Raw genomic sequence first — 24,807 nt, forward strand, 5'->3', positions numbered from 1 at the left:
CGGTGCGGTCCGCGAACCGGCGTATTTGATAGCGCAGCACCTCTCCAGTGCGGCCGGTGCGGCACCGCCGCGGCGGGCCTGTTCCCCCGCGGTGCACAGATTCAGTGCTGCAGCTGCGGGGCATCCTCAGCAGTGTTCGTTGGTCCGGATCCCGCCGGCGCTCTGGCGGCGGCGCTGGATGCCTGGTGCCGCCGTGCGCCCGTTCTTCCAGCGGCGGCGGACGACAGTGCAGGCCAGCGGCGCCGCGGCGCAGCCCCGGATGGATTCGACGACGAGGGCAAGGGCGACGTCCTGGAGCTGCTGTCGCGGCTGCTGGTCGGCGGGAGCTACCGCATGCCCGTTGAGGGCCGCAGCACCTTGGCGCCGCTGGGCAGCAGCGACATCGCCGGCGCGGTCGGCTACATGCGGAATCCGCTGGAGAAGCACACCGCGCTCGCCGTAGCGACGAGGATGGGTCCAGCTTCGATCGCAAAGCTCTCTCTTGCGGCCTATCGTCAGGTGGCCAAGGAAGTGCGTGCAATGCGGCCGCAGCCGCTGGATCTCGGCAAACCGGCCGATCGTTGGCGCCTGCGCCTGGTGATCTACGACGCAGCACATGAGCTGGTGTGGCCAGAGCGGCGGCAGCCGTTCGCCGGGCTGGCCAAGTCTGCCAAGATTCGCAAGGGCAACTACATCAAGGCCCATAAGTGCGCCAGCGCTGTCCTGGAGGAAGCGCTTCACGGTGGCAGGAAGGGGTTTCGGAAGGCGCTGTGGAGCAGCATGAACGAGATGCCTAGTGCTCAAGAGTGAGATGTTCGCTTGTGCCCTCGATGACTGCTCTATGTAGGTCGTCGAAGCCTTTCGTCAGTTGGTACAGCTCGAGTTGGCCCTTCTTCCAAGCCTTCAAAGCAGCCTCATCTACGCTCGAGCTGGCGAAATCTGGAATCGGCGTCTTCTCGCTCAATCTTGCAATGTGCATTGCGCGCGTTGCCATCTTGACTACCGCCTCGCTGACCTTCCTGCCGAACAGGTACCGAAACGTTGGGGCAAGCGCCAGCATTGCATCGGCTTGCTTCATTTCGTGGCGACGTCGGAATGCGTTTGCAGCATCACGTAGTTCTTCGTAAGCAGCGAACCTTCGGTCGAACAGGTCCAGCTTCAGCTTGTTTCTTGCCGTCCTCCATTGCCGCCAAGCGACGTAAAATACCATCAACGCGAGTCCAAGTTGGCCAGCTGCCGTGGCCAACTTAATCTGCAGATCAGTCATCCCGAGCACCGTCTCAACCATTGCGACACCCTCCCTGTATTGGCTGGGATTATCACATTTGTTAAGGTTTGTTAGGGGGCAGGCCGCTTCCCTACAATTCTTCAAATGGGGCGCTGGATGGATCCTTTGTGCGAGAACATTTTGATCGGCCTCGGGACTGGGCTAGTCACAGGGCTGTTGTCCGGCTATTACTCCGGCATGGTGATAAGCCGGACGTCTCGGTTTCACTCGCTGCTTAGAGACGCGCAACGCGTCTTGAAGCAAGTTGAATTGGAACAGCTTGATAGCGCTGTCGTCATTCGTTACTGGGAGCCCAGGCAGCTTGGCGCGGTCGCCGACGATTTGGCCACGGATCGCGAGGTGCACGCCGCCACAGTTGTGCGCACGCGATCTATCGATGTAACCAAGGCCTTCTATGCTGCGGTCGAGGGGAAGCTAAACGCAACGGAGTTTGAAGCCGTGCTGACGCGTACTCGCAATGAGATTTCCAAACTCCGACCTTCGAAGCGCGTTCTGATTCCGTGGGGCCAGTTATGAGCTTTTGGACATTGGCAATCGATTGGCCGGCAACCATGCTAGGGGGCGTTGCGAATGAAGATTGACTGGGTTCTGATCCTGGGAAACAGGCTTGCCATCGCGTGGGCCATTGCTGCCGTTAGCGCGTACCTATGCGACCGCTTCTCTGGGAACAGCGGCGCGACCTTGTACTCCATCGTGATGATCGGGTTTGCCATTACCGTCCTCGTGGACGGCTTTCTTGACGTGTTTGAGGCAGAAAGACCCCAGGGGCTGCCATGGGGAACAATGGTCTCTTTCATCATCATTGTGCTCAGTGCGATTGCGATGCTCGGTCTGTGGTTGGACACCTACTGCAAGCCGCCGGGGAACAAAGCTGCTTGGATTTGTTCATATATCTGACCTCAGTTGTTCCTCATGAGGAGGATTTCTTCCTCATGAGGAACCGCAGTTGCCTCGGGAACCGAAAGTAGGTTTGAATTTCTACAGTGGGCGTCCTTATGGGCGCCTCCATTCAAAGGCCGTTGATTGACCAGGACGTGGGAGTCCGCTGGTTGATCAGCGGCCTTCTTGTTTGCGGGGTAGAGCAGTCCGGCAGCTCGCGTGGCTCATAACCACGAGGTCGGTGGTTCGAATCCACCTCCCGCTACCAAACGGCCGGTAGTCATGGCCACCACTCAAGCCAGCACATAGGCCGTCGTGAGACGCGCCGCCGGTGTCCGCGCGACCTTGCAACCGCGGTAGTGGTGGGCCATGCCGGCCTCCTTTCATTGGGGGAACCGCGGTGAGCATCAAAGAGCAGATCACAACGGACCTGGCGGTCGCAGGTTCGAAGATCGGGGCGGCCGTGAGCGTCACCGCTGCGACCTACTCGCCGGGCTACACCCTGAGCGACTGGGCGCTGATCGGCACGATCATCTTCACCATCGTCCAGACGTTCACCGTCATGGTGAAGAACTGGGGTGACTGGTCGGCCTGGTGGACCGCCCGCATGGGCAACGCCAGGCGACTCTGGGCGTGGTTCCGCCGCCGTGGCTGACGCCAAGCTCAGCACCAAGCAACGCGTCGGCTTTGCCGCCGCACCGCTGGCGCTGATCGGCGCTTTGGTGTCCGCCCTGGGCACGAACGATTCGGCCCACGAGGGACGCCGGTACACGGCGTACTACGACTCGGCCGGCATCCTGACCGTCTGCGCCGGCATCACGGGCCCGGCAGTGGTCAAGGGCAAGCGCTACACCGACGAAGAGTGCACGAAGCTGGAGACGGCCTACGTGCGTACCATGCTGGGCCACATGGGCCAGTGCGTCCGTGGCGAGTTCGAGTTCCACGAGATCAAGGCCTGGGGCCACTTTGCCTACAACATCGGCACGCCGGCCTTCTGTGCCAGCACGGCGGCGAAGCGGCTCAACGCTGGCGAGCGCCAGGTCGCATGCACCGAAATGTGGAAGTGGCGGCTCGTCAGGATCGACGGTGTGAAGCGCGATTGCGCGCTGCCGCAGTGGCGTTCGAAGTGCGGCGGCATCATCGATCGCCGGCAGTGGGAAATGGCCACCTGCCAAGGCCGCCTGCAGTGATCACCAGGTCGGCGATCAGTGCCTGGTGGGCAGCCTGGAAGTGGGTGGCCATCCTGGCCGGCCTGCTGGCCATGTCGCTCTGGCTCAACGTCAGGCAGTACGGCGATCGCCGTGAGGCTGCGGCTGCGGCCCGCGCCGCCACCCTCGAGGACACGCTGGATGTGACGGCGGGGATCGCGCGCCAAGCTCGGACCGACAGCGCCGAACTGCTGCAGCGGCTCGAAGTGATCGCCGCACGCGGCGAGCGAACCAGAACCATCTACCGAGCAGCAGCTGCAGCGCAGCCGCTGCCAGCCAACTGCGCCCCGGGTCAGGCCCGGGTCGATGCCATCAACCAGGCCCTCGGGCCGACCAGCAGGACCGCGAAGTGACCCAGAAGGCCTCGATCGGACGGATCGTCCACTACACCCTGAGCGACACCGACGCGCTCCGCATCAATGCGCGCCGGACCGGCGGTCCCTCCATCCAGGAGCGGCTGCTCGACAGCACCTGGCCGGTGGGTGCCCAGGCGCACGTCGGCAACAGGGCCGCGGCCGGCGACGTGCTACCCGCCCTGGTTGTGGCGGTCCAACCGAACGGCCAGGTCAACGCCCAGGTGTTCCTGGACGGCAATGACGTGCTGTGGGTCACCAGCCGCGACGAGGCCAGCGAAGAATCTGGCAGCCATCCCGGCCGCTGGCACTGGCCGCAGCGCTGAGGCCATGAGGCTGTGCCAGGCTCTCCCGATCGCGGCACTGGTGCTGCTGGCCGGCTGCACGCAGCACCTGCAGCGTGTGCCGGCCCAATGCGACGCGATGTGCTTCCGCCCGTGCGTGGACGCCGGCGAAGACACCGGCGTGCGCGTGACGGCCGATCCGGCAGGCGCTGACGCCTGGGACAACATCGGCGGGGACGTGGTCGGCCAGCTGGCCGACAAGCTCCGCACCTGCGACGTGCGACGGAAGGTCTGCGAACAGTGCCTGCGCCGGCTCGACGCCAAGAACGTAATCCAGCTTTGAGCGCCATCCCGGCGCCATAGGAGAGCAACATGCAGAACCAGCAGGCCGGCACAAGCGCAATGGCAGACCCGCAGACCCCGATCGAATCCGCCACGAAGGACGTGGCCCGGGCGCAGCACGAGCTGCACATCGCTGTCGAGCAGCTTGCGCGGCGTCTTGCGCCAGTGCTGACGGCGAGCAAGCCGGACGCGGCACCGTCGACGGGCCGGCCACTCGGTGCCTCGCCGTTGCTTGAGGACCTCTTCGAGCGGCGGGACGCAGCGGCGGCCACCTTGGACATCATCAACGAGCTGCACGCTCAGCTGACCCTGTGAGCCGGACGCCCGCCAGCTTCAGCCTCACGGTCGTGCGCGGCGCGACGTGGGAGGACGACTTCACCTACACCAACCCGGATGGGAGCCCGTTCGATCTGACCGGCTACCAGGCGCGGATGCAGGTGCGGACGCTGGCGGGTCAGTTCGGGCTGTCCGAGGCCGACACCCTGGTCATGGAGCTCAGTACCGCGGACGGTTCGCTGGTCATCGCCGATCCGTTGGACGGGATGGTCTCGATCACCGTGCCAGCGGTGGCCACCGAGGTGCTGAACCCGGCGAACGCACGCAAGGTGAAGCACTGCTACAGCCTGGAGCTGTTCAAGCCGGCAGGCGCGGATCCGGAGTACGTGATCCCGCTGGTGGCCGGCAAGGTCACTGTCCAGGGCGAGACGACACGCTGATGCCTGTAATTCGAGCAAGCGAGGACGCGGCCCGCGTGATCGTGGTCGAGCGCCGCGGCGCCGTTGCCATCCGCGATCCCCGCACGCCGATCGTCGCGACGGCCCGGCCGACGCAGGTCGAGGCAATCCAGGCAGACACGCGGACGGTTGAGGTTGCAGCGCGCGGCGCGCAGGGCCCGGCCGGACCGGCCGGCACCTCGCCAGAAGCGACGTATCCAGTTGGCCAGCCGATCCATGGCCACCGCGTGGTTCGCGTGGACAACGGCAAGGCCTACCACCCCGACACGGCGGTGCTGGAGCACGCGCTGGCCTGCATCGGCATCGCCCTGCAGTCGGCCAACACCGGCGAAGTCGCCGTGCGCCTAGCCGGCACGATCGTGGAAGCCAGCTGGACCTGGCGCGACGGCGCGGTGTGGTGCGGCGCCGACGGCGGGCTGACACAAAACCCTGGCGCCACCGGCTGGTTGTTGTGCGTCGGCCGCGCGCTCAACGCCACCACCCTGATGATCGACTTCGACTCACCCATCGCGCGGATCTGAACCCATGGCCGACAAGACCCTGCAGCTCAAGAACAACATCACCACCGAGGTCGAGGGCGTCACCGCGTCGGCGGGCGCTTCCGACGCTGGCAAGATCGCGGCCCTCGGCCCGGACGGCCGCTTCGACGACTCGCTGCTGCCGGCTGGCATTGGCGCGGATACGAAGATCTACCCGGCCAGCGAGGTGCTGGCCGCCGGCGACTACGTGAACATCTGGGACGACGCCGGCACTGCCAAGGTGCGCAAGGCTGATGCCAGCGCCACCAACGCCGGCAAGCGTGCCCATGGATTCGTGCGCGCCGGTGTCGGCGCCATCGGCAGCGACGCTACCGTGTACTTCGAAGGGCCGAACAGCTCGCTTTCGGGTCTGACTCCGGGCGCAACCTACGTGCTGAGCCACACCACGCCAGGCGGTGTCGTGCCTCTGGCGTCGGGCACCACCGCCGCCGGCCACATTCTGCAGATCCTGGGCGTGGCCACAGACGTGAGCGAGATCAACGCCGAGATCGGCAACCCGGTGGTGCGGGCCTGATATGGCGGCTCGCCGTCCGCTTGTCCTGGACGCGAGCAATCGCACCAGGGAGCTTCCCGCCGGCGACATCCTGATAGGTGTTCCGCTCTATCTGCCCGTTGGTCTGCGTAGCGGCGGCATTGCTTCCTTGCCGCTGTCAACCACGTTCACGCTCACGATTGGGCTCAGGGCCGGTGGAACATTCGAAGTGCAGGCGACGACCGGATGACGATTCAAACGCCGCTCATTCTCAACCAGGCTACTGGACGGATCGAAGAGCTGTCGGTCGGTGACACGTTGTCCGGGCTGCTCACAGAGGGCTATGCAGGCGGCAACCGGCTGATAAACGGCGATTTCGACGTTTGGCAGAGGGGAACATCCTTCGCGACCACAGCGGTATACGGCCCTGATCGCTGGTTTATGCAGCAGGGGGGTGTATCGGGCCAGACACTTGCAAAGAACACCTTGTTGCCTGGCGACACCAACTTTCCGGGCAGTGAAAGCAACCTCATCGTCACTCTCACTGGGAACAGCAGTGCCAGCGGCGCACATCAAGTGTTCGAACAACGCGTGGAAGACTGCCGTACATTCGCGGGCGTGCCATCCACGCTGAGTTTCAGGGTGTTCAATCCTGGTGCAGCAGGGCGGAAAATCGCCGTCGAGTTTGTGCAGACGTTTGGAGCAGGCGGCTCGGGATTCTTGCTGGGGATTGCTCCCGAGGTTTTCACTCTGGCCGCCGGCCTGAACATCATAACCAAGACCGTCACGCTTCCGTCCGTCGCCGGAAAGACTGCAGGGGTGGGCAGTGCAGCCGTGGTTGCCATCTGGACAACCGCTGGCTCGGATTTCATTGAACGTACTGCCGGTCTGGGCTTGCAGACTGGTTCGCTCTACTTCGGGCAGATGAAGTGGGAGCTGGGGTCGGTCGCAACTCCATTTGTCAGGCGTGACCCGGGCGTCGAGCTGCTGCTGTGCTATCGATATGGTGAGCCAGTCGGGTTCATCGCCAACGCCGATGGGCCTTACTACTCGACGTACTACTACAAGGTGCCAAAACGCGTCGTTCCAACCCTCACTGTGCTGGGCAACTCGATTTCTCCGGCGACGTTGAATCCGCGCGGCTCCACCACTTGGTTCAGCATGGACGGGCGGGCGCCTTCTGCTGTTGCAAGCTACTGCTTTGCGGATGCGGAGATCTGAACATGTATCAGCTGACCGCGGATCCCACCGTTGTCTACTGTCCCGAACGCCAGTCATGGATTTCTGAGGGAACCTGGCTGTGGGACCAGTATCAGCAGTGGCTGAAGGATGGCAACAGGCCCATGCCCATGGGGCCGGCCTACGTGCTGTACTCGCCGGAGCACTTCCGGGCAATCCGCGATGCAGCATTCGCATGGATGAATTCCGAGGTGAAGGCGCGCGGATACGATGACCTGGCCAACTGCGCCAGCTACTTCAACAGCGGCGTGGAGCGGTATCGCTTGGAAGCGCGGGCGCTGGTTGCCTGGCGCGATGAAGTGAACCAGCGGCTGGAGCAGCTTGTACTTGCACCGCCTGCCGGCATCGAGACCTGGGAGCAGGTGCGTCCGCTTCTGCCGCAGCCTGAAGCATTCCCATGGCCGGCGCGTGTGGAGCTCCCACTGGAGGCTGGTGACGGCCCCACTGCTCAACTTTGATCAATCTGAGAGGAACCCAGCCAGTGGCCGGAAAGATCGACCCGGCGACGGGCCTGCAGGACCAGCAACGGCGGTTCGCGGACGAGTACCTGGTCGACTTCAATGGCACCGCCGCTTACATGCGTGCCGGTTACAAGGCCACCGGCGCTGCGGCCAGCGCCGCTGCCGCAAGGCTGCTGGCCAACGCCAAAGTGCAGGCCTACCTGGCTGGCCGGAAAGAAGAGCTGCTGCTGTCGCAGCGGGTCGATCAGGAGGCGGTGTTGGCCCGGCTTGCGTTCATGGCGCTGGGCGACATCCGCACCCTGTTCGACCAGCACGGCAACCTCAAGCCAATGAGTGAGCTCACGGTCGAAGAGGCCAGCCTCGTCCAGGGCGTTGAGGTGTTCGAAGAGTGGGAGGGGCGCGGCGACGAGCGCCGTGCGGTGGGCCTTACCAAGAAGATCAAGCTGGTCAACCGTCTGGACGCGGTGAAGACCCTCGGGACGCATTTCGGCATGTTCGCCAAGAAGGTCGAGCACACCGGCAAGGATGGCGGCCCGATCGAAACCCAGACCCGGATTCTGGGCGACGTGATGGATCTGATCGACGGATCCGATACGGGCCCCGGGCCGTCGGCGTCACGGAGCAAGTAGTCCGTGGAAGAACTGAGCGACCAGGACGCCAGCAGGATCATTGAGAAGCTGGGGGATCGGTGGTGGCGGCTGAACAACCTGTACTACATCACCGACAAGTTCGGTCGGCGGGTGCAGTTCAAGCTGAATGAGGTGCAGGCCGACCTCGATGACAACCTGCACACGTTGAATCTTGCGCTGAAGTCGCGCCAGCACGGCATCACGACCTGGGCCTGTATCCGCGCCTTGGACATGGCGCTATTCAAGAAGAACACCAAGGCCGGTGTAGTCGCCCATACCGCAGGCGATGCCGCGAAGTTCTTCCGCAGCAAGGTGCTGTACGCCTACGACAACCTCCCGGACTGGCTGAAGAAGATCCGGCCCGCAGTCCGGCGCGACATGCGCGACGGTGTCCTGGAGCTGGCCAACGGTTCCAGCATCGAAGTGTCGGTGTCACACCGCGGCGGCACGCTGACCTTTCTGCATATCTCCGAGTACGGGCCAATGTGCGCCATGTACCCGGAGCGGGCCGGGGAGGTGGCTTCGGGCGCACTGAACGCGATCGCCTCCGGCAACATCGTGGTGATCGAGTCGACCGCCTATGGCGCCGCCGGCGACTTCTACGAGCGTTGCCAGACGGCGATTGAGCTGGACCGGCAGATCCGCGCCGGCACGGCCAAGCTGACGGCGATGGACTACCGCTTCCACTTCTATCCGTGGTTCCGGGATCCCATCAACGAGCTCGATCCGGACGGCGTCACGCTCACCGCCGAGGACGAGGCCTACTTCGCCAAGGTCGAGGCGGAGATGAACTACACGCTGCGGCCTGAGCAGAAGGCCTGGTACGTCAAGAAGGCGGCCGAGCAGCGCGACAAGATGAAGCGGGAGCACCCCAGCACGCCGGAAGAGGCCTTCCAGGCGAGCACCGAAGGTGCGTACTACGGCAAGGAGATGGCCGCCGCCGACAGCAGCGGGCGGATCACCGATCTCCCGATCAACCCGCAGGTGCCCATCCACACCTTCTGGGACATCGGGCGCAGCGATGCGACGAGCATCTGGTTCATGCAGGAGAACGGCCCCTGGCTGGACTTCGTCGACTTCTACGAGAACTCGGGCTTCGGCGTGGCGCACTACGCCAAGGTGCTCAAGGAGCGCGGCTACCTGTACGGCAAGCACTTCTGGCCCCACGACGGCGCCAACGAGGACTGGTCGGCCAACGAGAACCGCGTCCAAGTCGCCGGCAAGCTGGGAGTCAAGCCGATTGTCGTGGTGCCCCGGATCAATGACATCACCGAGGGCATCGATATGGTCCGCAACATGCTGCCGCGTTGCCGGTTCGACCGGGTTCGTTGCGGTCCGCCGAAGGCGGGCGAGGGCCGAGGCGGCCTGGAGGCGCTGCGCCGCTACACAAAGGTCTGGAACGGCAAAACGGAGACGTACTCCGACCTCCCATTCCACAACTGGGCCAGCAACCCCGCCGATGCGTTCCGGCAGGCGGCTCAGGGCTACGTCACCAGCAGCGGCCGCCGTGTCGGCGAGTCGCGCGGCATGGCCAACGACAACTGGAGAACTGCATGAACGTTTCACCGCGCGAGCGGAACACGCCTACCTCGGTCGAACTGGTCGACCTACTGTCGATGCTGGTGGCCGCAGCGGATGAAGGGCAACTGGTAAGCGTTGCATTCATGTTGCGATCGCCGGAGGGCGACACCATGGTCGACTACCGTGGCAGCCACGAGCTGAGCGAGCTCACCGCCAGGACCGTCCTGCAGCGCATCGCCCAGGACATTGCTGTGACCCATCCGGCGATCGCCGCACGGATCGAGTCGGATCTCACCAGGAAGGCAAACTGACGTGGACGAGACCACGGTCCAGCAGCTGACCATCCATCTGCAGCAGGCCCGCGCCTATGCACGCTACCTGCCGGGGGGCGAGAACCATGGCACCCTGGTAGAGGACCACGTCCTGTCACCGGATCAGGCCGCCGCAGCGATAGCCGAAGAGCTGGACGCGGCGCTGAAGCTGCTGGGAGCCGAGGCATGACCGCCGAGGTCGAGCTCGCCCCGGACGGCTTCGTGTGGTGTGGCAAGAAGGGAGATCTCACCCTCTACCTGACCCACATCGTGCGCGATGGGGACGACGACGCGGCCCTCTATATCCGGAACGAGAACCGCCGCGTCGAGGGTCTGAACCCTGTAACCGGGATGATCGCCTATGGAAGCCCTGCCTATGTGGTGCCGTTCCGCGACTTCTGGATCTTCCGGCCGGAAGACAAGGATCGCGGCCGGCATCACCACATCGGCGACATGATCGCCCGCCTACAGAACGCCTCGGTCGCGCTCTATGGCCTGGACGTGCCGGCCTACCGCCACCGCATTCACGACGCCATCCTCGAATTCTGCGAGGACGTGAAGAACCTGCGGCCGCCGGCGGAGCAGACCCGGGAGCAGTGGCTCGGCGAGATGGCCCGGATGGGGATCCAGATCAAGATCAACGGGCAGAAGGTGAACTGATGCAGACGATCGAGAACTTGCGCAGCGAGCCGGCCTACGATCCCGGTGCTGCAGACGTGGCCACCGCGGCGCCGCCGGACGTGGCGGCCCATCCGCTCGACAGCCTGGAGAATCGGCGCCTCCACGCGAAGGTACTGGACTACTGGTACACGGCCCTCGATGCGTTCTACGACAACCGCATCGAGCAGATGCTCGACTACGACTTCTATGACCACATCCAGTGGTCGGAGGAAGACCGCGCTGTCCTGGCGGCCCGGCACCAGGCGCCGCTGACCTACAACAAGATCAAGATGGCCATCGACTGGGTCATCGGCACGGAGCGACGCACCCGCATCGATGGCGTGGTGCACCCCCGCGCCGAGGACGACGTCGATATTGCCGCGGTGAAGTCGGAGCTGATGAAGTACCTCAGCGACACCAACCGCGTGCCCTGGGCGCGTAGCCAGGCCTTCAAGGACGCCGCGATCGCCGGGTGCGGCTGGACCGAGGAATCGATCCGGACCGACCGCGCGGACGAGCCGGTGATGGTGGGCCACATTCCCTGGCGGCAGATGCGTCGGGATCCGGTCAGCCGGGCGCTGGATCTGAGCGACTGTCGTTTCCTGCTGCGGGAGAAGTTCGCGGACCTGGACTACGCCGAGGCAATGTTCCCGGACCGCATTGAACTGGTGAATCGGGCGGCCCAGGACCACTACGACGGCGACAACGGCGCCTTCGACGAAGAGCTGGACCTTCCCCAGGTCTTCCGCCGCTACGACAGCCGCGGCCATACCGTCACCGGGCGCCGCACCACAGGCAGGGCCTCCCTGGATAGTCGGTGTCGCCTGCGGGTTCGTCTGATCGAGTGCTGGTTCAAACGCCCTGTCGCGCACAAGCGCCTTTGGGGTGGCGAGTTCCGGGGCGATCGCTTCGACCCGAATAACCCCGAGCACCAGGCAGCGTTGGCAGCGATGAAGAGCCAGGCCGCGCCGGTCTACTCGCTCTCCGATGCCGTGGTCGAGGAAATGTGGTGTGCGATCTTCACCGAAGGCGGCCTGCTGCAGCTCAAACGCAGCCCGTTCCGGCACGGTCGTTTCCCCTACACCCCGTACTGGTGCTACCGCCGCAACCGCGATGGCATGGAGTACGGCTTGGTCCGCGGCGTGCGCGACTCGCAGGAAGACCTGAACAAGCGCATGAGCAAGCTGCTCTGGGCGCTGAGCACGAATCAGCTGTTCTACGAGGAAGGCGCCATCGATGAGGACCGCATCGAGGAAGTGAAGCGCGAGATCGCCAAGCCCAACGGTGTGATCCCACTGAACGCCGGCGGCATGAACAAGATCAAGGTCGAGCGCAACCTCGACGTGGCTGAGGCGCAGATCAAGCTGCTGGAGCTCGATGCGGCGCACATCCATGACGGCACCGGCGTGAACCGCGAGCTCCTCGGACGCGAGACCAACGCGGCCAGTGGCCGGGCGATCCTGGCCAAGCAGCAGGAAGGCGCCGTGAGCACGGCGGAACTGTTCGACAACTACCGCCTGGGCATCCAGCTCAGCGGCGAAAAGCAGCTGTCGCTCACCGAGCAGTTCATGACCGAGGAACGGCAGTTCCGGATCGTTGGCGAGCGCAAGGGTCTGGACTGGCGAGTGATCAACCAGCTGCGCCTCGACACGCTCAACAACGTTTGGGTGGTCGACAACGACATCAGCCGCAACCAGGCCGACTTCATCGTCGACCAGCAGGACTTCCGCGAGTCCATGCGCCAGGCCTTCGCCGAGCAGTTCTTCGACATGCTGGGCAAGCTGCCACCGGAGATGTCCATCCAGCTGCTGGACCTGGCCTTCGACATGATCGATATGCCGGGCAAGGACGAGGTGGTGCAGCGCATCCGCAAGATCACCGGCCAATCGGACAACGACCAGGACGTTGACAGCCCCGAGGCGCAGGCGCGTCAGCAGCAGGAAGCCCAGGACCGCGAGGTCGCCCTGCGCGAGCGCATGGCCAAGGTCGGACTGGACGAGGCCAAGCGCGAAGAGATCATGGCCAAGGCCAAGGCATTGCAGATCAAGACCAAGGGTGACGCGCTCAACGTTGCCGAGCTGATCGAGATCCTGCTCCCCCTCGCTCCGGCGGCAGACCGCCTCCTGAGCACCCAACAGACCCCCGAGGAAACCGCTCATGCAGCAGCCTGACAACGCGGGCCAGCATTCGCTGGCCGCGAACGAACTGGAAATGACCGAGGGTGAGCGCGCGGCGCTGGCCAGCGCTGATGGTGCCGCCCTTGGCGATGCCGCTGCAGCTACTGGCGCCACCGAAGCGTCGGCAGCCGCCACCGCGACCGCCACGCCGGCAGTCGAAGGCTCAGCTGCGCCAGCGGCGGGCGCTCCGGCGGACGGTGCGGCACAGCCTGATGCAGCGGCCGCTGCTGCCGCTGCTGCCGCGGCAGTTGCTGCAGAAGGGACGGCCTCTGCGCCGCCGGCAGCGTCCGAGCCGCCGCCGGCCACGCCCTTCGTGCCGACCTATGCAGCCGATGAGCGTGACTACGGCAAGGAAATCGGCGAGATCAACGGCAAGCTGCAGGCCCTGAAGGAGAAGTACAAGGCCGGCGACGTCGAGGATGAGGTGTACGAGCAGCAGTACGAGGATCTGCGCGACGAGCGCAGCCGCGTCGAGCGCGCTCAGGACATCGCTGCCCTGCAACAGCAGCTCAGCCAGCAGAATGCCGACCAGTCCTGGGCGTACCTGCAGCGCCAGTTCCTCTCCCGCCCGGAGAATGCCGCGATCGCCGCGAGCCCGATACGCTTCGCTGCGTGGGAGCAGGCGATGCAGTCGGTGGTCAACGAAGCCGCAGCCGCCGGCCGCCAGCTCACGGACTGGGACATTCTGGCCGGCGCGCGCGATCTGCTGGTGACCGAGGGCCTGCTGCAGGCTTCCGCTGCCGCGACCGCCCCGCCGGTGGCACAGGCACCGGCAAAGCCGGATCGCAGCGCGCCGCTGGCCGATGTGCCAGCCACGCTGACCACCGTGCCCGCGGCGGCTGATCCGACCTCCCGATCGACCGCGGATGCTGCGGCTGGAATGGACAACATCGAGGACATCGAGTCGTTCCTGGCCGGGAAGTCGGAGAGCGAGCGCGATCGCATCCTGCGGGATGTGCCGGGCTCCTTCGTGGCAGACAACTAAGCCCCATGCCCAAGCTGCACACCACCCTGGAGCCTGGCGACGTGGTCCTGATCCCGTCGGGGTCAGGTGCGTCGATCACCTTCACCGAGAAGAGCGGAAAGCGCTCGCGGGTGATCATCGAATCCAATACCCCGGTGACCATCACCCGAGCCGGTGAGCAGCAACCTACTGGCGGCGCACTGCAGCGCGTAGCGCGCCGGCCTACGCCCACAACGGGCTGAACATCCTCAAAACCTGCGCAGTAGTGCGGGTCAACGACAGAGGCGCAGAAGTGCCGTGATCTCCCTGGAGAAGCAACATGGCACAGACGATCGTGGGTCTGAACGACCCCAAGGCCCGGAAGCTGTGGTCTGCGGACCTCATGGTTTCGGTATCCAAACAGTCCTACTGGACGCGCAAGATGATGGGCAAGGGGTCGGAGACCTCGATGCCGGTCATGCTGCAGACCGACCTGGAACAGGAAGCGGGCGACACCATCAGCTATGACCTGTCCGTGCAGCTGTCCGGTGGCGTCATCGAAGGCGACCAGAAGGCCGAGGGCAAGGGCGAGAAGCTCGACTTCTTCACCGACAAGGTCTTCATCGACCAGGCCCGAAAGCCGGTCAGCTGCGGTGGCCGTATGAGCCGCAAGCGCACCGTCCACGACCTGCGAAAGGTCGGCCGCAACCGGCTGACCGAGTTCTGGGCGCGCTTCTACGACGAGCTCTTCTTCATGTACGGTTCGGGCGCCCGCGGCATCAACGAGGACTACAACGTCCCGCTGAACTACGCCGGTCGCGCAGGCAACCCGTTCGAGACGCCGGACAGCTCGCACATCCTGTTCGGTGACGGCGCCAGCAAGGCATCGCTGACCTCGGCCGGCAAGATGAGCCGTGTCCTGATCGAGCGCGCCAACACCAAGGCCGCTTCGCAGGGCGGTGGTTCGACCCAGGTGGCGGAGATCCAGCCGATCACCATTGCCGGCGGCGAGCACTTCGTGACCGTCATGCACCCGTTCCAGGCGCATGACCTGAAGACCTCCACGGATCCGGGCAACTGGCTGGACATCCAGAAGGCGGCTGCAGCTGCCGAAGGTGCCAGCAACCCGATCTTCAAGGACAACCTAGGCATGATCGGCAACACGATCCTGCACAAGCACAAGTCCGTGGTGCGCTTCGGGGACTACGGCGCCGGTGGCAACGTTGCAGCGGCTCGCGCGCTGTACCTGGGCCGCCAGGCCCTGGTGCTGGCCTTCGGCTCGCCGGGCAACGGCCTGCGCTTCGACTGGTCCGAGGTTCCGCTCGACCACGGCAACGACATCGAGATCTGCGCCGGTGCGATCTTCGGCATCAAGAAGACGCGCTTCAACGGCAAGGACTTCGGCACGATCGCCCTGGATACCGCCGCGGCCGATCCGAACCCGCAGTAAGCCTCGCAGCAAGAGCCCCGGCATGCCGGGGCTCTTGCGTTCAGAACCTACATCCTTCGCAGGAGAAATCTATGTCCACGAAACTCGCAATTGGCCGCAACAGCGGCGCATCGTCGCCGGCCGCCGGCCTGCTGGTGGTCAACGACTACAGCTGGCCGGTTGAAGCCGGTGCGGATGGTGATCTGGTGCTGATCGGCGAGCTGCCGGCCAACCACAAGCTGCACAGCCAGGGCTCGGGCCTGTTCGCCAAGCTGGACGCCGGCGGCAAGCTGGCCGCGCAGAACGTCACCATCTTCATCCCCGACGCGATCGACGGCGCCTCTGCGGCCGGCAATACCGTCATTGCGCCGACCGCAGTGGTTGCCGATACCGCGGCCTTCATCCCGGTGTCCTTGCACCTGATCGCCGAGGCCCTGGGCTCCAAGCCGGTGAACCGCCCGGTGTACGTGAAGCTCAATACCGCCCCCGGTGCTCAGCAGGGCGAGCTGATCCTGCGCCTGGCGGCCTTCCCGGCCTGAGCCCTTAATCGTAGCGGGGCTGCGGCTGCAGCCCCGCCTACCAGGAGCATCCCATGCTGATTGCATGCAAGTTCAAGCGCCCCAAGGCGCCCGTTGAGCTCGACGGCAACGTGTACTTTTTCGTGCCGATCGATCCAGCCAATGCCGATTCGGAGCACGTAGCCGACGTCGAGAACTCCGGCCACATCCAGCGGCTGCTGGGTATCCCGGAGGCCTACTACATCGCCCGGGCCCAGAGCCTGCAGACCGCCACCAAGCCGGTACTGCCGGTGGCCCCCATTGCAGAGCAGGACCCGCCGCCGCCGGCTGGCAGCGGCACCGGTGTCGGTACCGACGTCGCGCGCTCGGACATCACCACCGACAGCGGCACCGGCGTCGACGCCGGCAGCAACGAGCCGCCCGCCGGCGCCAACGTGGCTGCCACTCTGCCGCCGGAGATTGTTGAGGCCGCTGCCCAACTGAACGGCCTGAGCTGGCAGAAGCTGAAGGCCGAGCTGGCCAAGGGTGGCATCGCTAAGGTCGTGATCAAGGCTGCCCTCGACCTGGAGCTGGCCAAGCCGGAACCGGACCAGCGCGGCACTACCCTGAAGGTGCTGAGCCAGGCGCTCGAGGAAGCCTGACGTGGAGGCGCGCACCCTCAGCCAGTTGATCGAGGAATGCCGGGAAGAGCTCGACGACGACGTGGCTCCCTACCTGTGGAGTGACGCCGTGCTGACCCGGCATCTCAACGAAGCTGTGGAAGAGGCGTGCATTCGGGCGCGGCTGCTCGTGGAGAGCGGCCGCCCCGATATTTGCCACATCAACCTTGAGCCCGGTCGGGCTGACTACACGCTTCATCCGACCGTGTACGTGGTCCGGCGCGCAGTGCTGGCCAGCAACCTGTCCGACCCGCTCTGCAGGACCACCAGCACCGCTCTCGACGGACGGCACTGCCACTGGCGCACCGAGGCAGGGCGCCCGGAGTACCTGGTGCGCGATCGGCAGGCCCGTGACGTATCGGTCAGCCCGGTACCGCAGGAGTCGGACGTGTTGCAGCTCACCCTCTGGCGCGTGCCGGAGGCTGCAGAGGCGATGGAAGACAGCGAGGACGAGCCGGTGATCGATGCCATCCACCACCGGAAGCTGGTGCACTGGGCCTGCTGGCGGGCCCTGAACAAGCGCGATTCCGAGCAGCGAAGTACTGCGGACGCCGATCGCCACCTCGCACTGTTCGAGAGCTACTTCGGTGAGCGGCCCACCGCGCGAGCGCTGCAGCAGCTCTCGATCGACCCGACCACCGGCACCCAACCCATGTGGTTCTGACATGCCCGTTCGCGATGAAGATCTCCGCCCAGGTGGCCCGTGGCCACTGGGCATCAACAACGTAGCCGGAGAGGGGGCGCTGCCGACCGATGAGGACGGGATCCCGCGCGCGCTACGTGAGGCGGACAACGTCGATCTGAACACCGCCGGTCGGCCTCAACGCCGGCGAGGGCATCAGCGCTTCCACCCTGGGACGCTGACTCACTCTCTGTGGGGCCACGAGCTGCTGCACTACGGGCTTTTTGTCGACGGCGGCCAACTCCATGCTCTGCACGAGGACGAGCGTGTAGAGGCGCTGGGCATCGAGGTGGGATTGGACCCTGTGAGCTACGCGCTGATCGGTGACCGCGTCTTCTTCAGCAACAGCACGGCCAGTGGATTCCTCGACATCGACCTGCAGGGGCATCCCTGGGCGCCTGAGCACCCAGCGGGGCAGCCCGCCCTCGTGCAGGCGGCCGGCAGTGCCCTCGCGCCAGGCCTGTACCAGGTCGCGGTGACGTTCTTGGACCGGCTCGGCCGCGAGTCCGGCAGCACGCTGGCCGTGGCGATCGACGTTCCCGAAGGCGGAGGCGTCGAGCTGAATGACATACCGCTCCCGTTGGCACCGGGTACGGTGTCGGCTGCGATTTACATCTCCGGACCGAACGACCAGGTGATGCGGCAGTACGCCATTCTCCCGGCCGGTACCCGTTCGGCACCGGTGCTGTCGCCCGGTGAGGGCAGGGCGCTCACCACTCAGTTCCTGCGGCCCCTGCCGGCAGGCCACATTGTGCGCGGTGGGCACGGCCGGCAGTTCGTTGCATGCGGTCAAGAAGTCCTGTGGTCGGAAGCACTGCGCTACGGCATGTTCCGACCATCGGCCAACCGCATGCGGTTCAATGCACCGATCGACTTGATGGAGCCCATTGGTGATGGGTCTCCGGATGGAGCAGGCCTCTACGTTGCCTCCGGTGCGCGTACCTATTGGTACGCCGGCGCCGATCCCAAGGATTTCAGCCAGACGGTGGCGCGTGGCAGCGGTGCGGTTCCGGGTTCGGCCATGGTCGTCAACGGCGACGTGATCGGTCTGCAGTCGGCAGCCCCCGTGCTGATCTGGCTCGCGCGTGACGGCTACTTCTGCATCGGTCTGCCTGGCGGTCAGGTTCAGGTGCTGAAGAAGGGGGAGGCGGTCATCGATGACGCAGACCATGCCGCAGTGCTGCTGCGCCAGCAGGACGGACTCAGCCAGCTGGTTGCCGCGCTGCGGGCACCGCAAGGCCAGTCGCTGGCCGTGACCGATCGGGCCGTCGCCCACGTCATCCACCGGGATCCTTGACCCATGACTCTGTTGGCTAAACCGGACGACGTGAAGCGTCGCCTGGAGATCTGCCGCGCCTGTCCGAACGCCGAGCGCGTGGGACGTCGCCTCTTCCTGCGCTGCAGCCTCTGCAGCTGCCCCCTGGCAAGCAAGACCCGATTCCAAGGGGCCTCCTGCCCCGCGGGCAAATGGTAAACACCGAAGGAGCAAATCGATGAACGTCATGAAGGCCCTGCAGTCCATGGGCGCGGTGGGGCGCGATGCAATTCGCGCGATCCGCCAGCACAAGTACGAACGGTGCGAATCGGGTATTTACATTCCCGCCGCGCGCGTCAGCATCGGCGGCATCTTCCGGCATGCGCACGCGCCTGCTGGTGGCGAGCTCGGTCCGTGGCAGGTCGACCCGAACCGCCTGGTCAACGAAGGCCTGAACTATCTGCTGAACGCTGGAATGGGTGGCGGCAGTCAGCAAACCGCCTTCTACCTGGCCCCCTTCACTGGAAATGTCACCCCTGCAGCGGACTGGAAAGGCAGTACGTTCAAGGACGTGGCCTCCGAATTCACGGCCTACGCCCCGGCGACCCGACTGCCCTGGACCACCTCGCCGTCCACAGCAGAAGCCATTGGCAACACGGCTGCACTGGCTGCGGCGACATTGACCTATTCCGCAGGCGGTCCCTACAACCTGTATGGCATCGGGCTGCTGACTGGATCGGCAAAGGGCGCAACCGCGAACATCCTGATCGCAGCGACCCGGTTCGCGACCCCTCGCACCAACCAGCTCGCCGGCGACAAGTTGGCGATCGAGTACGTGCTCTCTGCCAAGGACGGGGGTGACGTCTCGTAATGAGCGGCGGGCGGCATACCGGCTGGACGCCGATCGTGGTGGTTGGCGATCGGGCGGCCGCTTCGCTGCATGTGCCGGCGGGGAGGAAGCTACTGGGATTCGTTGTGCAGGAGGCCGCTCGCAATGGGCTGGGGACTGCCAGTGCAAGGCAGGAAGCGGATGACGGAACCCTTATCGTGGCCGAGAAGATCGGTGAACTGACGCGGTTGACGATCGTCACGCCGGAGCCGGCACCGCCGCTCGACCCACTCGACCCCATGGGCGGCTTCATCCTGTGGCCTCGCTGGAACGTGCACACGGGTGACCCGGCCGACCGTGGCTCACAAGTGGACCCTGCAGGTGAGAACCCGACGGCCTGGCTCGAGTTCAGCGGCCGACGCCTGATCACGCGCTACTGGAAGCGCTGGGACGTTGTCGACAACATCACCGGGGCTCGGTACGAGAGCTACAACCAGCCAGACCGGTATCCCGCCGGTCTCCACTTCTTCGGCAACGTCGACTGGAAGGACGGTAGGGATGTGGCTCTGTCCTTCTATGGGTATGGCGTCCGGTACCTTCGCGACCTGACCCTGATCGACGACGGCGCGCGCTGGATCTTTCAGCAGGGCCAGATCCTGTTCGATCGCATTGCCTATCGTGATGCGATGGTCGATACACCTCCGGACTATCTGTCCTGGAGACTGACATCCGGTTGCCTTCGCAGGGGGGCTGATGGACACCATGAGCTGGTGGTGACGTTCACCCACTATGTGATCAACCAACCGACCACTGCTCAGTCGGCGTTCGTGGTGTTCAGTATCAATCGGAACGAGGGAACGCCCCAAAAGGGTGATTGGGAAGTAGTGCAAGGCAGCCACCGCCTCCTAGGAATGACCCCGGGCAGGATCAATCCACAGGACGAATCATCCGCGAACGGTTTCAACGACGCAGCGCTGCCCTGGTTCTTCAATGCCGATGGGACCAAGGCAATCCGCACGGTGAGCAGTGAGCCGACGACGGTGTTCGGCCTGGTCAATACGATGACGCAGGAGGTGGAAATCTCCGGGGACGGTATCGACCATAGGCTGAGCCGGGCCGACTACCTGATCGGTGACTACACCAACGCCCTTGGGGCCTTCGCGCTGGTCGCGCCGACTCGCGGCCTGGTGGCTTCCGACTATGCCGGTTCTGAGCGTAGGGATGCCTACCTCGAGCTGCGGCTGAGCCAGGGGCAGGTCGCCACCGAGGCGACAGGGTATCGCGGGACCCTGCGAGTGCTCGTCGTGCTGGAGTTTGATGGCGGGGAACTGCCATTGATCGACAGGGATTTCTCCGTCGGCAGCGATCGCCAGGACTATCACCTCTTGGCGTACATGGATCTTCGCCACAACCTGTTCTGCGGCTGGCGGATCCAGGGCGTGAATGGTGCCCACAGCATTCAACCATTCGCGTACATGGGCGGGCGATTGGTGTACGGCGAGATCGAGGCCGTGGACTGGGACCCGGCCAGTGGCCTGCCAGCTCCTTTCCTCGGGCTTGACACCCGGGCCCCCGGCGCTGTCGCCGACGGTCTCGTTTTCGGGAACTACTGGACCGGCGCGTCAGGCTCTGGATGGGGGCCGCGTGATGGCACCCAGCACGGGGTGATCTGGCGCAAGCACCCCCGCGAGGGCCTGATCTTCTTCTCGGCCGCTGCAAGCCTCAGAACAGCCATGGTCGAACGCCAAGGCGTGACCGATTTCCTCGGCTTCGATTGGAGCGGTGGCTGGAACTACTGCAAGGGTCGCTACTGCGTGTCGATCCCCGGGCCCTACACCGGCACGCTCAACTACCTGACGGGCTACGAGCTCGGCGCGGTCACCGGCGTGGTTGCCGATGACCGTCGCTTCTACCCGCTGACATCGCTGCCCAAACCCATATAGGAGCCTCAATGGCGGTCATCACTTCCACCGGGTTCGAAGCGCTGCTGCTCGGGCCCACGTCGTTCGACGGGATCTTCCGCAGCGGCTGCATCGAGATTCGCTCGGGGATCCAGCCCGCGCGTGCAGACCTGCCGCCTACGGGGCAGCTCTTGGCACGTATTACTCGCGATGGCGGGCCGTGGCAGGCGGGCGGAACGGCCAACGGCCTGCATTTCGTCCGCAATGGCCGCTATGTCTACAAGGATCCAGTGGAGCGCTGGCTCTTGCGAGGCGTGGCCAACGGCCTGGCCGGCTGGTTCCGGCTTGTGGGCAACGAGCCTGACCTCGGGCAGATCTCTTTCACCGCGCCGCGCATCGACGGAGCAATCGGACTGGATGACGGGTCCGCTGGCGACTTCCAGATGCGGCTTCCGACCCTTGCTGTGACTCCCGACACCAGCATCGAACTGGGTGACTGGTGGTACGCGATTCCCCCTCTCTGAACCAGGACCACGAACCATGACGATCTCGATTCCCCTTGCTCAGGCGCTGCTGCAGCAAGTCAAAGGCGCCCTCGATGGTGGTTTCATCTACATCTACGCCGGGCCGGTTCCGGCAACGGCAGACACTGCCCTGGACATGGCCGGCGCACATACCCAGGTCGCCAAGCTTGAGGTCGCCGGCCAAGGGCTGACCTTTGCGGCTCCAGTCGGGAACGTTCTGCCGAAGAACCCGTCCGAAGACTGGCAAGGCCTGATCGCCTTCGACGGCGCCAATGCTGCCGCACCGAACCTTTCGCCGTCCTTCTATCGCTTCTGTGCGGCTGGTGATGATGGAAGAGGGGCAACCACTGGCATCCGCCTGCAGGGCACCGCTGGGGGGCCTGCATCGAATGCGGCCGTGCTCTTCAGCTCCGACACCGTCGTAGCCAATGGCACCAACAGCACCGGCATCAGCATCTTCAACGTGGTCGCCGATCAGGCCAGCTGACATGTTGTCGAAGCCGCCGTCCGCAAGATTCATTCCCCCACAGCCTGCCCGTGAAGCACAGCCGTACAGTGCGGCTTATACGTTCTGCGGCGGGGAGCCCGCGAAGGGCTACTGGCGGCAGTCATGCAGCGAAGGGACGATGGCTGTCCCGAATAACGGCGCAGTGCAGCTACCGCAGAACGCTACGATTCTGGGCTACGAGCAGTCCGGCGGGACCAGCTACGTCCGGTACCAGGTTTGTCGCAGCGTATTCGTCCAGACGGCACCGCCAGGGCCTATCACGTGCACCAGCTATCCGGAGCAGAAGGCACGGCCGGCATCGCCTCGAGTCCCTGGGCGCTTCGAGTATGCGAGCGTGTTCGCGTGGGACGCCGGAGCTCGGAGTGAGGCCGAGCTCGATGGTGATCTGGCTATGAAATTGACAATGGGTCGTGTGGTTGGGGTTGTGGTGGGGCTGTGTACCGATCGGGACAGGCTGGAGGATCCTGCAGCCGTTCTTCATGGGCTCTACTTCCACCAGAGCCCCGGCGGCTTGATGCAGGTCTGCGCGATCGAGTCCGGGGCGAGGGTCAGCGAAGTTCGAACCTACAGCGCGGCAGATGTCTGGCAGGTCCGCAGGGTGGGGGGCGTCGTCGAGTACGTCTGCAACGGTGATCGCTTCTACCGCTCGCTGCATCTGAGCGAAGGTCCACTGCTGGTCGGCTGCGCCATGTTTGCCACCGGAGACGTCATCGAATGACCATTGAGTTCGTTCCCCTTGACGCCGCTTCGATCGACGGCAACGCCAGCTGCGCGTTGGTAGTTCGCGCGCGGGGTGCTGGCCATGGATTTGCCGGCAGCGGCGGTGCCCTGCTGAGGCTTCGCGGCGCCGGCATTGCGCAGGTGCGATTCGGCGGCGGTGTGGACCCGGTTGTCCCAGCGCACGGTGCCGCGGCTCTGCAGCTCAGCACGGATGGGGTGGCATCGCTCCACCTGGTCGGGGAGGGAGGCGCATCAGTCCAGGTCATTGCGGCTGGCTTCCAGGCCGCCCCTGGCCATGGTGGTGGCGCGGCGAGGCTTTCGATCCACGCACGTGGGCGCCAGCTCACAGAGCCTATGGCCTATGCGGGGCTTGAGGCCATTCCTCGCATGGTGTCGTCCTTCGGTGGGTTGTGGTTTGTCAGCCCACGAGCTGCATTGGACATGGGACAGTCGGAATCGACACTGCCGACCCACGTGCTGGGCGACGCAATGGCCTTCGGAGCAGGGCGGCGAAGCACCCAGTCAGGCAACAGCGCTGCCGCTGATGTGTTGAGCCTGGAGGACACAGTCGCGATCGTCTACCAGCTCTTGGTGGAAGAGGGTGTCGTGTTCACGCCGGCGGCGCAGGCGACTGTCTCAAAGCTGGAGCGAGTTCTAGACAGGCTTCTGCTGCTGGGGGCGTGCCGGTCCTATGCGGATGCGGTCAATGCGATTGCCGGCGGCTTGTGGTTTGGTGCTTTGACCGAAGTCCTCAAGTCCGAACGTGTCGCCGATAGCCTGGTCGCCTCGGATCTGGTTGGGAACCTGCAGCGTGCGGCGGACCGTCTCGCAGAAGAGCTGCTGATCGACGCAGACGCGTTTGGATCGGGTACCGGCGTCGTACTGATCAATGAGCGCGCGCTGGTGGCCGCCGGCGAAGTTGATTGTGCAGAGGCTCTGCAGCGCCTTGGTGACGGGCTGGGGTTCGTCACACGTTTGGCGTTGGACACCGGTGAGTACATTGCATGGGTTCTGAACACCGAGAGCCGCGGTCTGTCGCGGTACACGAATTATCCGTTCAACAGCTTCGCCAAGATCGGCAGCCGATACTACGGTGCGGCGAGCAACGGACTTCACCGACTCGACGGCGATGACGATGACGGCCAGCCGATCGCCGCACGCATCAGGCTCGGGCTTTCCGCGCTCGGGACGCGCCGGCTGAAGAGGGTGCCAGAGGCGTTCGTCGGGTACACCAGTACAGGCACGCTACTGCTACATGTGATCACGGTGAATGAGGAATCTGGTCAGAAGGAAGCCGCCATCTACAAGATTCTGGAGCGACCGGCGACAAGCACGCGCGAGACGCGCTGGAAGCTGGGCAAGGGAATCAAGGCAGTGGACTTCGACTTCATCATCGAGAACGTGGATGGAGCCGACTTTGATCTGGCGGCGATTGAATTCCGGCCGGTCTATCTCGAACGACGTACAAGGGGGTAGGTATGGCGGGGCCTTGTTTTTGGCGCGAGCTCAGTGGTGTGGTCCAGCAGTGCGGCGATGATCCGGAGCCCGAGGAATACCAGCTTCTGGTCACCAACGGATACGCATATCCGTGGAGGAATCCGGAGTTCTTCAATGGCGCCGCAGGCTTTGAGTACGGCGTCGACTTCGAGCTAAGGATCGACCTTCCGGACGGGCCAACTGCCATTCCGATGGTTTTCGAAGCGGAAGGGCGGTACCTGCTGGATGGGTACGTACCCGTTGATGCCACGCCAGGCCTAGCGGTC

The 24,807-nt window shown here is 64.7% G+C and carries 34 protein-coding genes and 1 tRNA gene; 34 read left to right on the forward strand and 1 reads right to left on the reverse strand.

The window, feature by feature from the left end; all coding sequences use genetic code 11:
* Nucleotides 1–132 precede the first annotated feature (132 nt).
* Complete coding sequence (locus tag AC5P5R_RS09800) at nt 133–789, forward strand: hypothetical protein (RefSeq protein ID WP_240458869.1); 657 nt, start codon at nt 133–135, stop codon at nt 787–789.
* Here the strand turns inward: AC5P5R_RS09800 and AC5P5R_RS09805 are convergent.
* Nucleotides 773–1,246: a hypothetical protein gene (locus AC5P5R_RS09805; protein ID WP_164281541.1), complete on the reverse strand. Its 474-nt coding sequence runs from the start codon at nt 1,244–1,246 to the stop codon at nt 773–775. The two genes, AC5P5R_RS09800 and AC5P5R_RS09805, sit on opposite strands and share 17 nt — an antisense overlap.
* A 255-nt stretch (nt 1,247–1,501) precedes the next feature.
* Between AC5P5R_RS09805 and AC5P5R_RS09810 the strand changes: the two genes are divergently transcribed.
* The 33 genes from AC5P5R_RS09810 to AC5P5R_RS09970 all read left to right on the forward strand — a co-directional run bounded on the left by AC5P5R_RS09810 (nt 1,502) and on the right by AC5P5R_RS09970 (nt 24,520).
* Nucleotides 1,502–1,783: a hypothetical protein gene (locus tag AC5P5R_RS09810; protein ID WP_240458868.1), complete on the forward strand. Its 282-nt coding sequence runs from the start codon at nt 1,502–1,504 to the stop codon at nt 1,781–1,783.
* 54 nt (nt 1,784–1,837) lie between these two features.
* Nucleotides 1,838–2,164 (forward strand): hypothetical protein, encoded by a 327-nt coding sequence (locus AC5P5R_RS09815; RefSeq protein ID WP_005409188.1) that lies wholly within the window; start codon nt 1,838–1,840, stop codon nt 2,162–2,164.
* A 173-nt stretch (nt 2,165–2,337) separates the two neighbouring features.
* A tRNA-Met gene (locus tag AC5P5R_RS09820) sits at nt 2,338–2,414 on the forward strand.
* A gap of 132 nt (nt 2,415–2,546) precedes the next feature.
* Nucleotides 2,547–2,801, forward strand: coding sequence for a hypothetical protein (locus AC5P5R_RS09825; protein WP_229302640.1), 255 nt, complete (start codon nt 2,547–2,549; stop codon nt 2,799–2,801).
* Nucleotides 2,794–3,336, forward strand: coding sequence for a lysozyme (locus AC5P5R_RS09830; protein WP_164281539.1), 543 nt, complete (start codon nt 2,794–2,796; stop codon nt 3,334–3,336). The genes AC5P5R_RS09825 and AC5P5R_RS09830 overlap by 8 nt, the downstream gene beginning before the upstream one ends.
* Nucleotides 3,333–3,707: a hypothetical protein gene (locus AC5P5R_RS09835; protein ID WP_005409191.1), complete on the forward strand. Its 375-nt coding sequence runs from the start codon at nt 3,333–3,335 to the stop codon at nt 3,705–3,707. Before AC5P5R_RS09830 ends, AC5P5R_RS09835 begins: the two co-directional genes overlap by 4 nt.
* Complete coding sequence (locus AC5P5R_RS09840) at nt 3,704–4,033, forward strand: hypothetical protein (protein ID WP_164281538.1); 330 nt, start codon at nt 3,704–3,706, stop codon at nt 4,031–4,033. The genes AC5P5R_RS09835 and AC5P5R_RS09840 overlap by 4 nt, the downstream gene beginning before the upstream one ends.
* A gap of 4 nt (nt 4,034–4,037) precedes the next feature.
* Nucleotides 4,038–4,334, forward strand: coding sequence for a hypothetical protein (locus AC5P5R_RS09845; protein WP_164281537.1), 297 nt, complete (start codon nt 4,038–4,040; stop codon nt 4,332–4,334).
* A gap of 29 nt (nt 4,335–4,363) precedes the next feature.
* A complete protein-coding gene (locus AC5P5R_RS09850) occupies nt 4,364–4,648 on the forward strand; it encodes a hypothetical protein (RefSeq protein ID WP_164281536.1) in 285 nt (94 codons plus the stop codon).
* Nucleotides 4,645–5,049: a hypothetical protein gene (locus AC5P5R_RS09855; protein WP_164281535.1), complete on the forward strand. Its 405-nt coding sequence runs from the start codon at nt 4,645–4,647 to the stop codon at nt 5,047–5,049. The genes AC5P5R_RS09850 and AC5P5R_RS09855 overlap by 4 nt, the downstream gene beginning before the upstream one ends.
* Nucleotides 5,050–5,084: 35 nt before the next feature.
* On the forward strand, nt 5,085–5,588 hold the full coding sequence (locus tag AC5P5R_RS09860) for a hypothetical protein (RefSeq protein ID WP_240458867.1): 504 nt from the start codon (nt 5,085–5,087) through the stop codon (nt 5,586–5,588).
* A 4-nt stretch (nt 5,589–5,592) separates the two neighbouring features.
* On the forward strand, nt 5,593–6,120 hold the full coding sequence (locus AC5P5R_RS09865; protein WP_164281533.1) for a hypothetical protein: 528 nt from the start codon (nt 5,593–5,595) through the stop codon (nt 6,118–6,120).
* Between the two features lie 204 nt (nt 6,121–6,324).
* On the forward strand, nt 6,325–7,299 hold the full coding sequence (locus AC5P5R_RS09870; RefSeq protein ID WP_164281532.1) for a hypothetical protein: 975 nt from the start codon (nt 6,325–6,327) through the stop codon (nt 7,297–7,299).
* A gap of 2 nt (nt 7,300–7,301) precedes the next feature.
* Nucleotides 7,302–7,775: a hypothetical protein gene (locus AC5P5R_RS09875; RefSeq protein WP_164281531.1), complete on the forward strand. Its 474-nt coding sequence runs from the start codon at nt 7,302–7,304 to the stop codon at nt 7,773–7,775.
* Between the two features lie 23 nt (nt 7,776–7,798).
* Nucleotides 7,799–8,407 carry a terminase small subunit gene (locus AC5P5R_RS09880; RefSeq protein ID WP_240458866.1) on the forward strand — a complete coding sequence of 203 codons (609 nt, stop codon included), beginning with the start codon at nt 7,799–7,801 and terminating at the stop codon, nt 8,405–8,407.
* A gap of 3 nt (nt 8,408–8,410) precedes the next feature.
* On the forward strand, nt 8,411–9,964 hold the full coding sequence (locus tag AC5P5R_RS09885; protein WP_164281529.1) for a terminase large subunit: 1,554 nt from the start codon (nt 8,411–8,413) through the stop codon (nt 9,962–9,964).
* Complete coding sequence (locus AC5P5R_RS09890) at nt 9,961–10,239, forward strand: hypothetical protein (RefSeq protein ID WP_005409202.1); 279 nt, start codon at nt 9,961–9,963, stop codon at nt 10,237–10,239. Before AC5P5R_RS09885 ends, AC5P5R_RS09890 begins: the two co-directional genes overlap by 4 nt.
* A 1-nt stretch (nt 10,240) precedes the next feature.
* Nucleotides 10,241–10,429 (forward strand): hypothetical protein, encoded by a 189-nt coding sequence (locus tag AC5P5R_RS09895; protein WP_164281528.1) that lies wholly within the window; start codon nt 10,241–10,243, stop codon nt 10,427–10,429.
* Entirely contained in the window at nt 10,426–10,899 is a 474-nt protein-coding gene (locus tag AC5P5R_RS09900) for a hypothetical protein (protein ID WP_164281527.1), read from the forward strand. The genes AC5P5R_RS09895 and AC5P5R_RS09900 overlap by 4 nt, the downstream gene beginning before the upstream one ends.
* Entirely contained in the window at nt 10,899–13,070 is a 2,172-nt protein-coding gene (locus AC5P5R_RS09905; protein WP_164281526.1) for a portal protein, read from the forward strand. Before AC5P5R_RS09900 ends, AC5P5R_RS09905 begins: the two co-directional genes overlap by 1 nt.
* Nucleotides 13,057–14,061 (forward strand): hypothetical protein, encoded by a 1,005-nt coding sequence (locus tag AC5P5R_RS09910; RefSeq protein ID WP_164281525.1) that lies wholly within the window; start codon nt 13,057–13,059, stop codon nt 14,059–14,061. Before AC5P5R_RS09905 ends, AC5P5R_RS09910 begins: the two co-directional genes overlap by 14 nt.
* Before the next feature lie 5 nt (nt 14,062–14,066).
* The gene (locus AC5P5R_RS09915) at nt 14,067–14,282 is read left to right on the forward strand and encodes a hypothetical protein (protein ID WP_005409207.1); all 216 of its coding nucleotides are present in this window, start codon (nt 14,067–14,069) and stop codon (nt 14,280–14,282) included.
* A 77-nt stretch (nt 14,283–14,359) separates the two neighbouring features.
* Nucleotides 14,360–15,469: a N4-gp56 family major capsid protein gene (locus tag AC5P5R_RS09920; protein ID WP_005409208.1), complete on the forward strand. Its 1,110-nt coding sequence runs from the start codon at nt 14,360–14,362 to the stop codon at nt 15,467–15,469.
* Between the two features lie 71 nt (nt 15,470–15,540).
* On the forward strand, nt 15,541–15,987 hold the full coding sequence (locus AC5P5R_RS09925) for a hypothetical protein (protein ID WP_005409209.1): 447 nt from the start codon (nt 15,541–15,543) through the stop codon (nt 15,985–15,987).
* A 53-nt stretch (nt 15,988–16,040) separates the two neighbouring features.
* Nucleotides 16,041–16,607: a hypothetical protein gene (locus AC5P5R_RS09930; protein WP_164281524.1), complete on the forward strand. Its 567-nt coding sequence runs from the start codon at nt 16,041–16,043 to the stop codon at nt 16,605–16,607.
* Nucleotide 16,608: 1 nt separating this feature from the next.
* Nucleotides 16,609–17,289 (forward strand): phage adaptor protein, encoded by a 681-nt coding sequence (locus AC5P5R_RS09935; RefSeq protein WP_164281523.1) that lies wholly within the window; start codon nt 16,609–16,611, stop codon nt 17,287–17,289.
* Nucleotide 17,290: 1 nt separating this feature from the next.
* On the forward strand, nt 17,291–18,604 hold the full coding sequence (locus AC5P5R_RS09940; RefSeq protein ID WP_164281522.1) for a hypothetical protein: 1,314 nt from the start codon (nt 17,291–17,293) through the stop codon (nt 18,602–18,604).
* Nucleotides 18,605–18,800: 196 nt separating this feature from the next.
* The gene (locus AC5P5R_RS09945) at nt 18,801–19,433 is read left to right on the forward strand and encodes a hypothetical protein (protein ID WP_164281521.1); all 633 of its coding nucleotides are present in this window, start codon (nt 18,801–18,803) and stop codon (nt 19,431–19,433) included.
* Between the two features lie 176 nt (nt 19,434–19,609).
* Nucleotides 19,610–21,334 (forward strand): hypothetical protein, encoded by a 1,725-nt coding sequence (locus AC5P5R_RS09950; protein WP_240458865.1) that lies wholly within the window; start codon nt 19,610–19,612, stop codon nt 21,332–21,334.
* Between the two features lie 8 nt (nt 21,335–21,342).
* Nucleotides 21,343–21,816: a hypothetical protein gene (locus AC5P5R_RS09955; RefSeq protein WP_005409215.1), complete on the forward strand. Its 474-nt coding sequence runs from the start codon at nt 21,343–21,345 to the stop codon at nt 21,814–21,816.
* 16 nt (nt 21,817–21,832) lie between these two features.
* Nucleotides 21,833–22,303: a hypothetical protein gene (locus tag AC5P5R_RS09960; protein ID WP_049397782.1), complete on the forward strand. Its 471-nt coding sequence runs from the start codon at nt 21,833–21,835 to the stop codon at nt 22,301–22,303.
* 412 nt (nt 22,304–22,715) lie between these two features.
* Nucleotides 22,716–23,042: a hypothetical protein gene (locus tag AC5P5R_RS09965; RefSeq protein ID WP_239508699.1), complete on the forward strand. Its 327-nt coding sequence runs from the start codon at nt 22,716–22,718 to the stop codon at nt 23,040–23,042.
* Nucleotides 23,039–24,520 carry a hypothetical protein gene (locus tag AC5P5R_RS09970; RefSeq protein ID WP_164281519.1) on the forward strand — a complete coding sequence of 494 codons (1,482 nt, stop codon included), beginning with the start codon at nt 23,039–23,041 and terminating at the stop codon, nt 24,518–24,520. The genes AC5P5R_RS09965 and AC5P5R_RS09970 overlap by 4 nt, the downstream gene beginning before the upstream one ends.
* Nucleotides 24,521–24,807 lie beyond the last annotated feature (287 nt).

Source organism: Stenotrophomonas sp. YJH_SMC_19 (assembly GCF_059367915.1).

What these genes read in the sequence shown, in the direction of transcription:
- AC5P5R_RS09805 (WP_164281541.1), bottom strand. Translation starts at nt 1,246, where the DNA reads ATGACTGATCTGCAGATTAAGTTGGCCACGGCAGCTGGCCAACTTGGA.
- AC5P5R_RS09815 (WP_005409188.1), top strand. Translation starts at nt 1,838, where the DNA reads ATGAAGATTGACTGGGTTCTGATCCTGGGAAACAGGCTTGCCATCGCG.
- AC5P5R_RS09845 (WP_164281537.1), top strand. Translation starts at nt 4,038, where the DNA reads ATGAGGCTGTGCCAGGCTCTCCCGATCGCGGCACTGGTGCTGCTGGCC.
- AC5P5R_RS09850 (WP_164281536.1), top strand. Translation starts at nt 4,364, where the DNA reads ATGCAGAACCAGCAGGCCGGCACAAGCGCAATGGCAGACCCGCAGACC.
- AC5P5R_RS09865 (WP_164281533.1), top strand. Translation starts at nt 5,593, where the DNA reads ATGGCCGACAAGACCCTGCAGCTCAAGAACAACATCACCACCGAGGTC.
- AC5P5R_RS09870 (WP_164281532.1), top strand. Translation starts at nt 6,325, where the DNA reads ATGACGATTCAAACGCCGCTCATTCTCAACCAGGCTACTGGACGGATC.
- AC5P5R_RS09875 (WP_164281531.1), top strand. Translation starts at nt 7,302, where the DNA reads ATGTATCAGCTGACCGCGGATCCCACCGTTGTCTACTGTCCCGAACGC.
- AC5P5R_RS09890 (WP_005409202.1), top strand. Translation starts at nt 9,961, where the DNA reads ATGAACGTTTCACCGCGCGAGCGGAACACGCCTACCTCGGTCGAACTG.
- AC5P5R_RS09900 (WP_164281527.1), top strand. Translation starts at nt 10,426, where the DNA reads ATGACCGCCGAGGTCGAGCTCGCCCCGGACGGCTTCGTGTGGTGTGGC.
- AC5P5R_RS09905 (WP_164281526.1), top strand. Translation starts at nt 10,899, where the DNA reads ATGCAGACGATCGAGAACTTGCGCAGCGAGCCGGCCTACGATCCCGGT.
- AC5P5R_RS09910 (WP_164281525.1), top strand. Translation starts at nt 13,057, where the DNA reads ATGCAGCAGCCTGACAACGCGGGCCAGCATTCGCTGGCCGCGAACGAA.
- AC5P5R_RS09915 (WP_005409207.1), top strand. Translation starts at nt 14,067, where the DNA reads ATGCCCAAGCTGCACACCACCCTGGAGCCTGGCGACGTGGTCCTGATC.
- AC5P5R_RS09920 (WP_005409208.1), top strand. Translation starts at nt 14,360, where the DNA reads ATGGCACAGACGATCGTGGGTCTGAACGACCCCAAGGCCCGGAAGCTG.
- AC5P5R_RS09925 (WP_005409209.1), top strand. Translation starts at nt 15,541, where the DNA reads ATGTCCACGAAACTCGCAATTGGCCGCAACAGCGGCGCATCGTCGCCG.
- AC5P5R_RS09930 (WP_164281524.1), top strand. Translation starts at nt 16,041, where the DNA reads ATGCTGATTGCATGCAAGTTCAAGCGCCCCAAGGCGCCCGTTGAGCTC.
- AC5P5R_RS09940 (WP_164281522.1), top strand. Translation starts at nt 17,291, where the DNA reads ATGCCCGTTCGCGATGAAGATCTCCGCCCAGGTGGCCCGTGGCCACTG.
- AC5P5R_RS09945 (WP_164281521.1), top strand. Translation starts at nt 18,801, where the DNA reads ATGAACGTCATGAAGGCCCTGCAGTCCATGGGCGCGGTGGGGCGCGAT.
- AC5P5R_RS09955 (WP_005409215.1), top strand. Translation starts at nt 21,343, where the DNA reads ATGGCGGTCATCACTTCCACCGGGTTCGAAGCGCTGCTGCTCGGGCCC.
- AC5P5R_RS09960 (WP_049397782.1), top strand. Translation starts at nt 21,833, where the DNA reads ATGACGATCTCGATTCCCCTTGCTCAGGCGCTGCTGCAGCAAGTCAAA.
- AC5P5R_RS09965 (WP_239508699.1), top strand. Translation starts at nt 22,716, where the DNA reads ATGAAATTGACAATGGGTCGTGTGGTTGGGGTTGTGGTGGGGCTGTGT.
- AC5P5R_RS09970 (WP_164281519.1), top strand. Translation starts at nt 23,039, where the DNA reads ATGACCATTGAGTTCGTTCCCCTTGACGCCGCTTCGATCGACGGCAAC.